The sequence below is a fragment of the Granulicella sp. L56 genome, assembly GCF_009765835.1.
Lineage (GTDB): Bacteria > Acidobacteriota > Terriglobia > Terriglobales > Acidobacteriaceae > Edaphobacter.
Map to the genome: position 1 here is coordinate 212,164 of NZ_LMUS01000006.1, position 14,326 is coordinate 226,489.

Sequence of the window (14,326 nt, forward strand, 5' to 3'; positions counted from 1 at the left end):
GTATTTCGTTGCATGGCCGACTCGGTTGCACTGACCTAGGAGCAGGCGATCCGATTTCTGCACATCCCATTTGGTTTAGATATACCGAATGGTATCCTAGTTTCAAATAGTTTTGATGTATGGTGAACATGCCTAAGCGCAAGTTTGCGGAGTATTAGAGCAACTGTGCGCGATGCGCTCACGAGGTTTCGTCTGCCGACCTGAGTTGCCGTCAATTCTCGGCGAACTCCTTGGGGAGATCTAGTGAACCGCGCCCTCTGGAGCGCCTTTGACAGAGCCAACGCGAGTAGCCCGGTCACAAAGCACATCCCCGCCAATACAATGTAGACGTCCTGATATCCCATTACAGCGGCTTGACGGTTTAGTTCCTGATAAATATAGCCTCGCGCCATCGGCACACTGTTTGCGACTCCGTAAACTCCTGTGAATCTGTTTGCGAGTTGGTGCACTGCTTGTTGGAAGGCAATGCTTCCATCCTGCATGGAGTTCTGCAGTCTGGACTGGTGCACCAGCCCACGGTTTACGACCTCAGCACCGGTGAGTGAGATCAGTACGCTTCCACCCACATTTCTAGCGAAGTTGATGAGTCCAGCCACCTGATTGCTCTCCTCACGGGGGAGGCCAACATACGCGGCATTGGTAATTGAAACGAATGCAAACGGAATGGGCAGCATTTGCAACATGCGGAGCCACGATGCGTAGCCAAAACTCAAACCCAGATTGATATGGTGCGCTGTGAAGTAGAACGCTCCAGCGAAGGCGAAGAAGCCAAAGGCGGCCAGGTTGCGGGCAGCAGTCTTACCAGTGGCGATGCCGGCGATAGGCATGACGATGAGGAGGAGAACGCCTCCTATTGTGAGCGCTCTGCCAGCGTTGGTAGCGGTGTAACCCAGCAGCCCCTGAAGAAACTGAGGTTCAAGAACGGTCCCGGCATTCAATATTCCGCCCACGACTGACATGAGAAGTACGCATATGGTGAAGTTCTTGAAACGGAAGAGGCGCAAATTCATCACCGGATTCTTCGCACGAAGTTCCTGCCAGACAAGCCCAATTATGCCGATAACGAACATCGCCGCAAGAACCCGGATCAGGTTCGATCCAAACCAATCGTTCTCTTCTCCTTTATCGAGCATGATCTGCAGACCGCCCATTGCCAAGGCGAGGAAGCCTACACCCACATAGTCGAGCGTAAGAAGCTTCTTTCGATCAGGCTTGATCCAGGGCGGATCTTGAACAAACCGATGAACCAGGAAGATGGCGAGCGCACCAACGGGTATGTTGATGTAAAACACCCAACGCCAAGAATAGCTATCGGTGACCCATCCACCCAACGTCGGCCCAATGGAAGGAGCCATCACAGCAACGATTCCATATAGCGCGAACGCTTTCCCACGATGCTTCTCATCGAAAGAGTCGGCCATAATCGCTTGAGCCATCGGTTGGAGCCCCCCACCACCGAGTCCTTGAAGAACACGAAACAAGAGAAGAAGCGGTAGAGTCGGTGCAACGCCACATAGAAAGCTCGATACTACAAAGACGCCCAAGCATATCTGGAAGAAGTTCTTCCGACCAAAGACACTTGACGCCCAGCCTCCCAGGGGAAGCACTATGGCGTTCGTTACGAGATAACTGGTGAGCACCCAAGTACCCTGGTCTGTGCTTGCGCCGAGATCTCCAGCGATGTGGGGTAATGCCACATTTGCAATGGAAGTATCTAAAACTTCCATGAAGGCGGCTAACGCTACAGAACCAGCAATAACCCAGGGATTCGCCAGCGGTTTCCAGTTCGCATCGTGGATGTTCTCGTTCATAAGGGTTGCCGCATTTCGCACTCGCTGTTTCTACGGTTTCGTCATCTTGAGATTGGTCACGATCGCGTCGGTATTGTGCGCAAAGCGAATCCCGTACAGCCCGTCCGTCGACTTCAGCTTTCCTCCGGCCAGTAGCGTTGCCTTGTCGTACGTTGCCACTGTCGTGCCGTTGATGATGCAAGAAACCTTGTCACCCAGGACCTGCATTGCGATGTCCTGCGTCACCGGCTCGCCGATTCCCGCAGCCTTATGAACCGCTGAGGAACTAACCCCTTCGCGGCCGTTCATCCTGAACGTGTCTGGCCCGAAACCGCGCACGATGAACTTCCCATTGCCATATGCCGCGCAGTACACTAGGGACTGCTGCGCAGTTCCTAGATCGTTACCCGCAATCACGATCCCATACGGATGCGGATGAGAATTAAGGTTCTGGAATTTCGGCTCCGTAAACGTGGCTGAGACCGCATAGTCTCCCTTCGCCGTATTCTCCGGATTCCAATACGTGACCGCAGGCCCCGTCGTCACATGCAGAGCATTCCCAACTTGCAGCAGCTTCGCGTCGTTGACAGTCTGACCCGCCTTTGCGGCCCGATCATCAATTTTCCCCATCCATCCCTTCGCCTCGATCCCACCCCCGGCGACCTTGCGATTGGAATCCTGGCTTTCCTGTGCGTACCACGAAGCTGTCATCCGACCAGCGCCAGCAACTACCAGAGTGAGGGCGATACAGCCTAGTGCGACACGCATGAAAATCTCCTGACCAAACAATTCTCACTGGTATAGATATACCGACTGGTATGTATGTCGCAAATAGTTTTTGTGCGATATCCTATAAACATGGCCAAGGTAATAAGGAAGAGGCTGACCCGGACAGAGAGCCGGCTCGAAACCAAAACCAGGCTCTTGGAGTCAGCGGCTCAGTTGTTTGCGCGGGGAGGCTATGAGGGGGCGTCTGTTGATTTGATTGCGGAAAGCGCCGGCTACTCCAAGGGAGCGTTTTACTCTAACTTTGACAGCAAGGAAGCGATTTTCCTGGAACTTCTCGATGCCCATAAGCGGCGGGAGATTGATGGTTTAGCTCAAATTCTGGCGCAAGACGTCACGGCACCGGAGCTTCTGGCTTTGATCCGCAACTCGGAGGGTTGGCGCGATTCAGATTTGGATCTGGGTTTACTGTCGGCGGAGTTCCAACTGCAAGCTTGCCGAGATAAGAAGTTCGCGAAGATCTATGCGAAGTTGCATCGCACGCACCGCGACACCATGGCTGGATTGGTTGCCAAACTCTTTGCCAAGCTTGATCGGACCCCGCCGTCTGATCCGAGTACACTTGCAGACATCATTATGGCGTTGACCAGCGGTCTCTCCTTGCAAGGATCGAGCACGCAAGGGGTTCCGCGAAAAGGATTCCCTACGGATGCGATCCTTCTCGTCCTCGGTCTCGCTTGAACAGGTACTGCAACATTCCGACTCATCCATCATTCCCGGTAGAGTTTCGTAACAGCCTCGTTCCCCCTTCGCTGCCTGCGGCTACGGGTGGAGGAGAAGGCGTTTTTCGTTACCTATCGTGCCGCTAAAAGGCCATTGGTGAAGGTTGGTTCATCTGCCTAATACTTGACTGGTCGTTCCATAACCGGTATAACGGTGCAATGGCGCGTACAAAGGAGTTCGATCAGGAGCAGGCTCTCGATGCCGCCATGCACGTGTTTTGGGAGCGGGGGTACGAGGCGACATCGATTCAAGAATTGGTAGATGCTACGGGCGTCCAGCGTCAAAGCCTCTATGACACTTTTGGATCGAAGCATGAGATGTTTCTGCAAAGCCTCATGCGGTATCAGACGTTGGAGGGCCACCATGTAAGCGAGCTCACAAAGAAGCATCCCAAAGGCGGCTTGTCGCTTATCCGAGCGATCTTTGAAAGTTGTGCCTCCCAGACGGTTTGTGATGGTCGCGGATGTTTTGTTGTGAACTGCGCGGCGGAACTGGGGAGTTCGGACGAGGCAGTCGCCGAGAGAGTACGGATCGGGCGCGACGGGCTGGAAGAATTTCTGAAACGCTGTTTAGTGCAAGCGAGGGACGCTCGCGAACTAAAGAATTCATCTTCTATTTCTGCGTTGGCGCAGTTCCTGGTCAATGCTTTTTTCGGCCTTCGCCTGCTGGCGAGGACGCGACCCTCCAAAGCAATGATCGATAACGTGGTGTCAGTCACTCTGGCTGCCCTCCGTTAATTCATTTGCCCTAAACTTGAACGCTCGTTCCAGAAAGGACGAACACAATGGGAAAGCTGGATAACAAAATTGCAGTCATTACGGGTGGAACCACTGGCATTGGTCTCGCCACAGCGCAGTTATTCATCGAAGAGGGCGCGAAGGTCATCGTCACTGGCCGCAACCCGGAGACACTGGACCAGGCCAGGAAAATATTAGGGTCTGACGCAGATGTAATCGCAGCAGATACCAGTGACCTTAAAGCAGTCCAACAGCTCTTCAAGACCATCGCGGAACGGTACAAGAAAATCGATGCTCTCTTCGTGAATGCCGGCGTAGCGAAGTTTGCCCCGCTCGCGCAATCAACACCTGAATTCTTCGATGAGCAGTTCAGTGTCAACGTGCGAGGAGCCTATTTCACAGTCCAGCACGCAGTTCCGCTCATCGCTGACGGCGGCGCCATTCTCTTCACCGCGTCGATGGTGACGAGCATTGCAGAACCCATGTCGAGCGTCTACTCCGCCACCAAAGCCGCGCTGCGGTCCTTCGGACGCAGTCTTGCGTCAGAGTTGGCTCCCAAGATCCGAGTCAATACCGTCAGCCCTGGGCCCATCGAAACCCCGATCTTCGGGAAGCTCGGTTTGCCTTCCGAAGTGGTTCAAGCTTTTGCTGCGGACATGCTTCAGAGAAACCCTTTGAAGCGGATCGGACAGGGCCACGATGTGGCGAAGGCCGCCCTGTTCTTGCTCTCGGATCAGTCTGCCTACACAACAGGAATTGAGTTGTTCGTAGACGGTGGTATGGCGAGCCTCTAAGTCTCGTTCGTAAGGGACACTTTGCTGCAAAACAGTAGACCAAGGAGATTTAAATGTCAGTACCAACAATCGCGCAAAAGGGTCCATATCCGGTTCCAGTTGAAGCCGGCAAGAGCTACTACTGGTGCTCCTGTGGACTGAGCAAGAATCAACCGTTCTGTGATGGCAGCCACGCCGGCACAGGTCTCTCTCCGATCAAGTTTGAGGCCGCAGAAACAAAGACTGTTTACCTTTGCGGCTGCAAGAGCAGCAAGAGCGGCGTCTTCTGCGACGGTAGCCACGCTGCCCTCTAAAGAAGCGCTATCGTTCGCGGCCTAATCCCGTGAGGCGCAATCTCTTCTCAATCAACCCTGACCGCCGCCATGAGCGGACGATCTATGGAGAACATCATGAACATCAGCAACCAAGTTATCCCACAATCGGCGGGCGCTCTTACCTTCAACCTCGACGGGGTCCTCTTCGTAGGCGACAGCAAGCTCGGAGCCGTTTTTGCATTTGAGACGGAACGCGGCGAGGCTCCAGCCTCACTAGACCCCTTCCTCTTCGAGTCGATTGACGAAAAGATCGCAGCGGCACTGGGAGTAACGGCGAAAAGCCTCGTGATGAACGGCATGGCCGTTCATCCGGTGACGCGCGAGCCCTACTTGTCAGTTGGCGTGCGGGATGGCGACAGCCTAAAGCCCGCGGTTGTGCGCGTCTCGCTTACCGGCGAGATTCACCCATTTGACATCTCATCGTCTAAAGTGACGGTGCACCAACTCTCCGACGTTCCCGACGAGGATGCGACCTTCAAGTCGCGGGCTGGTACTTTCCCATATCCACCAGCGTCGTACTTCGACGAGAAGGCACGTACGCCCATCCGTTCCATGACGATCGTGGATCTGAAGTTTCATGACGGCGAGGTGTTCGTCGCCGGCGTCTCGAACCAAGAGTTCTCTTCTACTCTGCGCCGAATTGCCTATCCATTCACTGGGGCTGCGAGCGAGACACAACTGGAGATTTACCACGTCGCTCATGGCCGCTATGAAACGCGCGCGCCGATCCGCACCATGCAGTTCGCTACGCTCGATGGCGTAGACACGCTAGTCGCCGCGTACGCTTGCAGCCCACTCGTCACCATTCCGGTTTCAGAACTGCAGCACGGCGCGAAGGTGAGGGGCAAGACGATCGGCGATATGGGCAACGGTCAGCCCATCAGCATGGTCGCCTATCGTGACGGAGAAGAGGACAAGCTGTTCATCACAAATCTCGCTCGTGGCCCGATGATAGTTCCGCTCTCCGGTGTCCGCTCTGCCGAAGGTTTCACGCCCGAAAACCGACCTGCCCAGGGCCCGATGCTGGACCAGTCACCCTTCATGCCCGCTGGCCCTGTCGGCAAACCGGTGCTGTTCGTTGGATCTTCGTTGCGGGCAGACCTGTTCAGCGACAAGTTCTTTGTCTCGCTAACTCGCTACGCAGACACCGGCGATCTGACGCTTGAGACTTTGATGGTCAGTCCGCTTCCCGCACGGCTAGACAAGATCTGGGTGGAATTCGATTTCCCAGGCGTCGAGTTCCACCGAAAGCATGCAGCGTAACCGCAGGCTTTTGGATCCGCCAGAGATGTGTATCTCTGGCGCTGCTCCCTCAACCCCAAACCGACAGAAAGATCAGGAAAAAATGAAGAAGCTCAATCTCCTCGCAGTGGCAAGCGGCCTCATGATCGCCGCATTGGCATTGGCGTCCCCACCGGTTCAGCCAGCCTCCGCGTCTGCGACCGTCCAGTCTCCACAAGCCACAGTGAAGCTGCAATATGCCGGAGCTTTGACGTTCAGCCCAGAAGGTGTTCTGTTCGTTGGCGATAACATCAGCGGCGCGGTCTTCGCGTATCCGATGAGTGAAGGGGCGGTTTCCAAAACGGCTCCGAAATTGGACATCGAAGGCATCGATACCCGGATCGCGTCGCTGCTCAAAACCAAGTCCAGTGTCCACATCAACGGCATGGCGGCCCATCCCATTAGCCACGATGTCTATCTGTCGGTTTCGTTCGGCGCAGGAAGCCCAGCCTTGGTCAAAGTCTCGCCAGCAGGCGTTCTGTCCCAGGTGGATCTTGCGCACGTCAAGTCCACGAGTTGGGTTGTCTCGAATGCTCCAACCTCGGACGAACACTTCCGCGACCGGACAGGCGATTTGCCCTTGCCGACCGCCCCTGACCGAGATCACCTCAAGGCGATGACGCCGATGCGGTCCATGACTATTGTCGACTTGAAGTTCCACAAGGGAGAACTGTTCATCGCAGGCATCTCGAACGAGGAGTTCTCATCGACGCTGCGGCGGGTGTCCTATCCGTTTGACGGCCATTCCTCATCGACCGCCGTTCGTATCTACCATGTAGCTCATGAGCGCTACGAGACACGAGCTCCTATCCGCGCTATGGGGTTCGCTACGATCGATGGGCAGGACACGCTCATCGCTGCCTACACCTGTAGTCCCATCGTCCTGATACCGACCGCAGACTTGAAGGATGGCGCGAAGGTGACTGGTCGGACCGTTGGCGACATGGGCAATGGACAGCCGATCAGCCTTGTTTCGGTGTCCTATATGGGACAGCCAAGCCTGTTCGTGACGAATGTGGGCCACGACCCGCGCATGATCCCGATTTCCGGCTTGCAGAAGGCGGTCGCTTATCTGCCCGAAAATTCGCCTCATGGCGGCGTTGGAGATTGGCGCCCGGAATACCCCCTGGGTCCCGTGGGCAAGTCGCTGATGTTCGTCGGATCATCCTTGTTTGCGGACAAACTTGACGACAACTACATGGTGTCCGTGACGCGTGATGCTCCCTCCGGCTCTCTCAATCTTCAGGCAGTGCTGACGGTTCCGTTGCCGGTCAACAACCTGGGCGAGATTTGGGCGGAGCAGGATTTCAAGGGCGGCGGGCCCGACGCAAAGTGATCGCCGTCCTCATAACCGGAGTGGCGCTTGCTGTAAGCAGCGCCGCTCCGCAAGTGGTGTCGATCTCGCCAGCCGCGAGATCGATCCCGGCCAACACTCTCCGCCTCTATGTCATCTTCGACCATCCGGCGCGTGGTGTTGTCGCGACACGGGATCTACGACTGCTCGACGAAGCTGATCGCACGATCAACGGCGCGTTCATGGATTTCGGGCAAGACCTTTGGAGTCCAGATGGTCGGCGTCTTACGGTTCTGTTTGATCCAGGTCGCGTCAAGCGGGGCGTCGAAGGGGAAGGTGAAAGCGCGGCGCCTCTTCAGGTCGGCCACAGTTTTACAGTCGAAGTATCCGGCAAGAGCTTTCACTATCGAGTTACACCTGCGATCCGCACTGCCATCAATCCGCAAACCTGGCGTGTTGCCGTGCCCAAGGCCGAGTCGCGTGATGCCCTTAGGGTCACCTTCGACCGTGAGATGGACGACGCTCTTCTGCGCGACCAACTGGAAGTTGAAGACGCTCAGGGGCGACTCCAGGCAGGGCATACAACCACATCCTCCAGCGGACGAGTCTGGTCGTGGCGACCGATGCGCGGCTGGAGCACCGGCGACTATCGACTTGTTGTAGGAGCCAACTTGGAAGACGTTAGTGGGAACAGGATCGGTGAGGCACTCGACCACGAGGTCGGTTCACCGGACGCGGCCCGCGAAACTGTTGCGCTCCCTTTCACGATCAAACGTCATCGAGAGTAACTGTATGACTGAGAAACCGATCCGCATTTCTCCGGAAGCAAATATGCTCCCCGCGAACACCCTACGTTTCTACATCCATTTTCCAAGGCCAGGAGAGGCACACTTCGATCGTGACCAACTCTGGTTGCTGGATGACAAGGACCAGGTGGTGCCTGACCCTTTTCTCGTCCTATCGCAGGAGCTGTGGTCGCCTGATGGGCGGCGTCTCACTGTGTTTATGGAGCCGGGAAGGATCAAACGTGGTCTCGGCGCGGATCCAGCTCACGAGCCGGCGCTTGTCGTTGGGCGCACGTACAAACTTGTCATCACGGCGCTCGGGCAAACAGCGAGCTATACATTCCGCGTGACCGATCCCGTTCTGAAAGCGCTCGACGAGACCTACTGGGTTCTTCTTTTTCCAATAGTGGGGAGCCTCGATCCTCTAGTCGTGCACTTCGACAGGGTTATGGATGCAGCCCTTTGCGAAGACGAGATCGGAATTCTGACAGCTTCCGGAGAGGTCGTTCAGACGAACTTGTCACTTGAACCGCACGGAACCACAGCGCAGATTATCCCGACCCATCCGTGGAACGTCGGCGAGCACCGCATCATCCTTTCTGATCGTCTCGAAGACGTTTGTGGCAATAGGTTAGGCGAGGCTCTGGACCATGACATGAGCAAGGAAGGGCGGCCGCGGCCTGGGATGATCACGTTTGCTCCTCGCAGCGCCGAATGAAAATCCTGCTGAGGCCGATCGAACAGACATGCGCGCTCCCAGCTGCAGGTCACATCGGTTGAACGGGGCACACGGAGTCGAGGAGCTTCGACCGTGATTAGCGGCCGTGCTCCTCGAGGTACTTTTCTACTTCAAGCGCTGCCATGCAGCCTGAACTGGCGGCGGTGATGGCCTGGCGGTAGCGGCGGTCCTGCACGTCGCCCGCGCAGAAGACGCCGGGGATGACCTGGCCGTTGTGCGTGGTGAAGACGTTGTCCTTGCTCTTGATGTAGCCGTCTTCGTCTAGGTCCATCTGGCCGGCGAAGAACTTCGCGTTGGGAACGTGGCCGATGCCGAGAAAGAACCCGGAGAGCGGGATATCCTTCACGTCGCCGGTGATGGTGTTGCGGACGCGGATGCCTTTGACTTCCTTCTCTTCGACGCCGAGTACTTCTTCAACGACGGTGCTGGCGAGGAACTCAATCTGCGGATGCGCCATGGCGCGGTCCAGCATGATCTTGCTGGCGCGGAACTGTGCCGAGCGGTGGATCAAGTAGACCTTGGTGGCAAAGCGGGTCAGGAACATTGCTTCTTCCATGGCGGAGTCGCCGCCGCCGATGACGCAGATTTCTTTGCCGGAGAAGAAGAAGCCGTCGCAGGTGGCGCAAGAAGAGACGCCATGTCCGATGAGGGCCTGTTCGCTGGGTAGACCGAGCCACCGCGCGCTTGCGCCGGAGGCGACGATGAGCGTGCGGGTGTGGACGATCTTGTTGCCGAAGTTGAGAACGATCGGCGACTTGGAGAGGTCTGCGCTGACGAGGTGCCCCATCTCGACTTCAGCACCGAACTTCTCGGCCTGCTTGCGCATGTTCTCGACAAGTTCCGGGCCCTGCACGCCCTCGGGCCAGCCGGGGAAGTTTTCGACCAGCGTGGTGATGGAGAGCTGGCCGCCGGGCTCGTGGCCTTCGATGACGAGCGGCTTGAGATTGGCGCGTCCGGTGTAGATGGCGGCGGTAAGGCCGCCGCAGCCGGAGCCGAGAATCACGGTGTCGCGCGTGGTGGTTTCGGTGGTAACAGTGTTCGACATGATTTCCTAATCTGTTGTGGCTGGTGGTGTCCCATCGCCGTTTTGCGAGGCAACATCGGAAACGAGAGCGGCGGGTTGCGCCGCCCTCGTTTGTATCGCCGGTAGCTAACTCACCACTGGTTCATCTCTCATGGACGAAATGCGTGCCACACCAAATGCTCCTGCAGCAGCGATGACAGACATCCAGAGAGCCCAGCCAACGTATAAGCCATGATCGATCAAGGCCCCAACCACCAGAGGTGCGAGAACAGAGGCAATCGACATTACGGATTGATTGACGCCCATCACGAGCCCCTGACGCTGTGGCGAAACACGTTTAGAGAGCCGCGCTATGATCGTCGGCCTGAGCACCGCCGCGCCACTATGGCTCAGGGTAAGGAACACCAACGTTACGAGAACTGTATGGCTCAGCGAGAGCAGACCAAATCCGATGGCCATCAGCAGGAAACCTGCCAAGACCAAGGTGCGTTCCCGGAACCACCGTAAAAGGTGTCCCAGAGCTATTGCCTGGAAGAAGAAATTCAAGAGACCGGCGTAAGCGAACATAAACCCTGCGGTCTGCGGTCCTATCGGCTCTCCTCCCCAGGTGACGCGCCCGGCCAAAAACAAAGCGAAGCCGGATATGAAGGTGTTGAAGACGAAATAGAAGAGAGACAAGAGAAAAAAGATTCCGCTTGTCGCCGGATCGCGAAAGCAATCCAGGATCGGTTTGACGGGAAGCAGACTCTCGGACGGCCCTTTGTGCTCAGCCTTTACTCCCTTCGGCAACAGCACGGCCGTCGCCACGATGCTGAGGGCTGAAAGAACGCAAGCTCCCCAAATCGGTGTCGTCAGGCTGTGCCTGGCCAGGAGCCCGCCGAGGCTTGGCCCAACAAGCATGCCCAGACCAAAAGCAGATCCGACGATACCGAAGGCCTTCGTTCTCTGTTGGGGTGCCGTATTGTCCGAGACGTAGGCGTGGGCGACCGAAATGTTTCCCGCAGTCAAGCCGTCAATGATCCTTGCCGCAAATACGAGCCATAGGGTGTTCGACACGGCGAGCAGGATGTATCCCACAAGTGTGCCGATCTGACTGATCACCAACACAGGTTTTCTGCCAATTCGATCCGAGAGCTGCCCTAGCGGAGGTCCAGCGAGCAATTGACAGAGAGCGAAAATCGACAGGAGCATACCGACTGTAAAGGCGGAAGCTCCAAAATGCTCTGCGTAGAAAGGCAACAGAGGAATCATCAGGCCAAAGCCCATGATGTCTGTAAAGACGATGAGAAAAATCGGGAACATTACCTTGCCGATGGAAGGAGCGGACGGGGTGTCTGGATTTTGGATTGCGCTTGTCATAGTTTTCCGTCCTAAGCCGTGTGTCGTCCGGGTATACCGGGGTTGTGAAACCCTTCCCAACGGTTGGGTTTGTAGCATCACTCGCCCTGCGGAGAAATCCGCGCCCGCAACGTCCAGGCGCGGAGTACCGCATGGAGATCCCGGGGGTTATTGCGCGACGGGCCGAGCGATTGCTTCCAGTGCCGCCACCACTGTTTCCGCCTCCACACGTCCGGTCATGTAGTCCGCGTCGACGTGGGAAAACCGAATGATCCCCGAAGCGTCGATCACATACGTGGCGGGCACAGGGAGCTGGTAAGAGCCTTCTCCATTGCGGACTGTTAAATCGTTATTGAACCTTGCCTTGCCGAGTTCTTTCACTCCATCTCCCACTTGGAAGACGATGCCAAACTGCCGCGCGACCACGTTCTTGAAGTCGCTGAGGACGGGGTAGGTCAGTTGGTTCTTTTCGGTTGCGACAATTCCGCTATCCGGTTTCTCGGGCGAGATCGCGACCAGTTTCGCGCCCAGCGCCTGAATCTTTGGCAGAGCCGCCTGCAGTTCACGCAGCTCGAGATTGCAATACGGGCACCATTCGCCTCTGTAGAAACTGACAACGAGCGGTCCTTCTGCCAGCAGACTCTTGAGCGAGACTTCATGGCCGAATGCGTCCGGCAGGGTAAACTCAGGCGCGGCATCGCCGACTTTCAAAGCGTTGTCCAGCACGTCGGACGAGCGGACGCGCTCCATATCACCGGAAATAATGCTGAACTGCTCTCCGAGGGCAGCCTTCACCTTCGCCTGTATCGCCTCTGCCGCTTGTTTGTAAGCCATATTGATCTCCTGAGTGCCATGAGTTGATTATTTGTAGCACCTGCTACATAATGAGAGAGCAGGTCGCCCATGTCAATGATTATTTTGGGGCAGTCGCTACAGAATAGGAAAGGTCTCTCATGGCACGGACTTTGGAGTTCGATTACGACACTAGCTTGGAACGGGCGACCCGGCTGTTCTGGAAGGGTGGCTATGCTGGCACTTCGCTGCGCGATCTCCTCAAAGAAATGGGTATCGGGGAAAGCTCGTTTTACAACACCCTGAAAAGCAAGAAGCGAGCCTACCTGGAGTGCCTGAAGCATTACAACGACACTGTCGATCAAAAGCGTTCCAAGGAATTTCTTACGGCACCCACGGCCGCACTGGGCGTACGTGCGCTGTTCAAGGACATCCTGGAATCTCTTGATAATCCCGATACACCTTCGGTCATCTGCATGATGGCTGGAAGCCTGACCCACGAGGTACTTGATGAGACTGAACTGCGACAGTACATCGAAGGGCGAATCTCCACACTTCAGGACGCGATGATTGCTCGGATGAGTGCCGATAAGCGGGATGGGCTTCTCGCGGATGGCTTCGAGCCTCAGCTCGTAGTGCCGGTCGTCCTCACTTACATGCAGGGCCTCTGGCGAATGGCCCTTGTGTCCTACGAGAGGTCTCGCTTCGAGCAGCAGATCGAAGTCTTTCTCACCGGGCTTGGACTCTAGCGGGCCTTTGAACGGAGGACAACTTGTAAGCGCTGGTATGAGGAGGTCAACACACTGCCATAGCTGGCAATCGATCTACATCGGCAATAACATACTTGACTCAGCAGCCAATTGAGCATACATTAGGTTCATGGACACGCTGAAGACACTCAAAACCCTCCAAGAAGCAATCGTCTACTTTGCAAACCCTGACAATTGTGTAGCTTACATGGTGTCTAAGCGTTGGAAGGATGGAGTGATTTGCCCCAACTGCGGCTCCCGCGAAGTGAAGTACATGGAGTCTAGGCGTGTGTGGCAGTGCAAGACCCGTCATCCTAAGAGCCAGTTCTCGGTCAAGGTTGGAAGTGTCTATGAAGACAGCGCAATTGGCCTAGACAAGTGGTTGACCGCAACCTGGATGGTCGTCAATTGCAAAAACGGTGTGTCCAGTTATGAGATTGCCCGTTCCATCGGTATCACACAAAAATCTGCTTGGTTCATGCTGCATCGTATCCGTACCGCGATGGATGAAGACATACACACCAAACTCGGCCATAACAATATGGTGGAGATTGACGAGACGTTTGTAGGCGGCAAAGTAAAGAACATTCACAAGGGCAAACGTAAGCAGTCTGCTTCATATCAGGGTGGTGGTAACAAGGCCATCGTTCTAGGGATGCTGGAGCGTGGTGGTAAGGTTCGCGCCAACACCGTTGCAGACCGCCGCAAACCTACTATGCAGCCCACGATTCTTGAGAACGTGGCGGCTAGTGCTCACATCATCACAGACGAGCACTCCAGCTACCCCTTCATCGCTGCTGACACCTACTACCATGAGGTCATCAATCACGTTGAAGGTTATGTACGTGGACACATCCACACAAACGGCATTGAGAACTTCTGGAGTCTGTTGAAGCGCGGCCTGACTGGAACCTATATCTCAGTCGATCCGGTTCATCTGGACAAGTATGTGACCGAGCAGGTATTCCGCTACAACAATCGTAAAGGGCTGAATGATGGTGGACGGTTTGGTATCTGTGTAGAGCAGACTTTCGGCAAACGGCTTACCTATAAGCAACTGACGGGCAAAGCGTAGGATGCAGGAGGACGGCACAGAGGTTCAATCTGTGCCGTTACTTTGTATTGAAAGAAAAGTCTTATGAACGTTCCTATTAATCCTGCACTCGTTGTTGCATTCAAG

The 14,326-nt window shown here is 55.8% G+C and carries 15 protein-coding genes; 10 read left to right on the forward strand and 5 right to left on the reverse strand.

The annotated features are described in order from the left end of the window. Positions 1-35: 35 nt before the first annotated feature. Both GSQ81_RS08740 and GSQ81_RS08745 read right to left on the reverse strand, forming a co-directional pair. Complete coding sequence (locus GSQ81_RS08740; protein ID WP_158910400.1) at positions 36-1,811, reverse strand: DHA2 family efflux MFS transporter permease subunit; 1,776 nt, start codon at positions 1,809-1,811, stop codon at positions 36-38. Positions 1,812-1,841: 30 nt separating this feature from the next. Then, positions 1,842-2,558: a hypothetical protein gene (locus tag GSQ81_RS08745; protein WP_158910401.1), complete on the reverse strand. Its 717-nt coding sequence runs from the start codon at positions 2,556-2,558 to the stop codon at positions 1,842-1,844. Positions 2,559-2,648: 90 nt separating this feature from the next. On the opposite strand from GSQ81_RS08745, the gene GSQ81_RS08750 reads away from it, so the two are divergent. The 8 genes from GSQ81_RS08750 to GSQ81_RS08785 all read left to right on the forward strand — a co-directional run bounded on the left by GSQ81_RS08750 (position 2,649) and on the right by GSQ81_RS08785 (position 9,222). Next, positions 2,649-3,257 (forward strand): TetR/AcrR family transcriptional regulator, encoded by a 609-nt coding sequence (locus GSQ81_RS08750; RefSeq protein ID WP_254060088.1) that lies wholly within the window; start codon positions 2,649-2,651, stop codon positions 3,255-3,257. 200 nt (positions 3,258-3,457) lie between these two features. Continuing rightward, positions 3,458-4,036, forward strand: coding sequence for a TetR/AcrR family transcriptional regulator (locus GSQ81_RS08755; protein WP_158910402.1), 579 nt, complete (start codon positions 3,458-3,460; stop codon positions 4,034-4,036). Positions 4,037-4,083: 47 nt separating this feature from the next. Further along, entirely contained in the window at positions 4,084-4,830 is a 747-nt protein-coding gene (locus GSQ81_RS08760) for an SDR family oxidoreductase (protein ID WP_158910403.1), read from the forward strand. A 53-nt stretch (positions 4,831-4,883) separates the two neighbouring features. Beyond that, entirely contained in the window at positions 4,884-5,123 is a 240-nt protein-coding gene (locus GSQ81_RS08765) for a CDGSH iron-sulfur domain-containing protein (RefSeq protein ID WP_158910404.1), read from the forward strand. A gap of 96 nt (positions 5,124-5,219) precedes the next feature. Next, positions 5,220-6,407 (forward strand): hypothetical protein, encoded by a 1,188-nt coding sequence (locus GSQ81_RS08770; RefSeq protein WP_158910405.1) that lies wholly within the window; start codon positions 5,220-5,222, stop codon positions 6,405-6,407. An 82-nt stretch (positions 6,408-6,489) separates the two neighbouring features. Further along, the gene (locus tag GSQ81_RS08775) at positions 6,490-7,761 is read left to right on the forward strand and encodes a hypothetical protein (protein WP_158910406.1); all 1,272 of its coding nucleotides are present in this window, start codon (positions 6,490-6,492) and stop codon (positions 7,759-7,761) included. After that, a complete protein-coding gene (locus GSQ81_RS08780) occupies positions 7,758-8,507 on the forward strand; it encodes a hypothetical protein (RefSeq protein WP_158910407.1) in 750 nt (249 codons plus the stop codon). The genes GSQ81_RS08775 and GSQ81_RS08780 overlap by 4 nt, the downstream gene beginning before the upstream one ends. A gap of 4 nt (positions 8,508-8,511) precedes the next feature. Then, positions 8,512-9,222 carry a hypothetical protein gene (locus tag GSQ81_RS08785; RefSeq protein ID WP_158910408.1) on the forward strand — a complete coding sequence of 237 codons (711 nt, stop codon included), beginning with the start codon at positions 8,512-8,514 and terminating at the stop codon, positions 9,220-9,222. 97 nt (positions 9,223-9,319) lie between these two features. Here GSQ81_RS08785 and trxB read toward each other — a convergent pair whose 3' ends face one another. The 3 genes from trxB to GSQ81_RS08800 form a co-directional block, all read right to left on the reverse strand. Continuing rightward, entirely contained in the window at positions 9,320-10,288 is a 969-nt protein-coding gene (trxB, locus tag GSQ81_RS08790; RefSeq protein WP_158910409.1) for a thioredoxin-disulfide reductase, read from the reverse strand. Positions 10,289-10,393: 105 nt separating this feature from the next. Beyond that, positions 10,394-11,626, reverse strand: a complete 1,233-nt coding sequence (locus tag GSQ81_RS08795) for an MFS transporter (protein WP_158910410.1) — start codon at positions 11,624-11,626, stop codon at positions 10,394-10,396. Positions 11,627-11,773: 147 nt separating this feature from the next. After that, entirely contained in the window at positions 11,774-12,439 is a 666-nt protein-coding gene (locus GSQ81_RS08800; RefSeq protein WP_158910411.1) for a peroxiredoxin-like family protein, read from the reverse strand. Between the two features lie 119 nt (positions 12,440-12,558). Between GSQ81_RS08800 and GSQ81_RS08805 the strand changes: the two genes are divergently transcribed. Together GSQ81_RS08805 and GSQ81_RS08810 are read left to right on the forward strand one after the other, a co-directional pair. After that, the gene (locus tag GSQ81_RS08805; RefSeq protein ID WP_158910412.1) at positions 12,559-13,146 is read left to right on the forward strand and encodes a TetR/AcrR family transcriptional regulator; all 588 of its coding nucleotides are present in this window, start codon (positions 12,559-12,561) and stop codon (positions 13,144-13,146) included. 130 nt (positions 13,147-13,276) lie between these two features. Further along, positions 13,277-14,221, forward strand: a complete 945-nt coding sequence (locus GSQ81_RS08810) for an IS1595 family transposase (RefSeq protein WP_254060089.1) — start codon at positions 13,277-13,279, stop codon at positions 14,219-14,221. Positions 14,222-14,326: the final 105 nt, after the last annotated feature.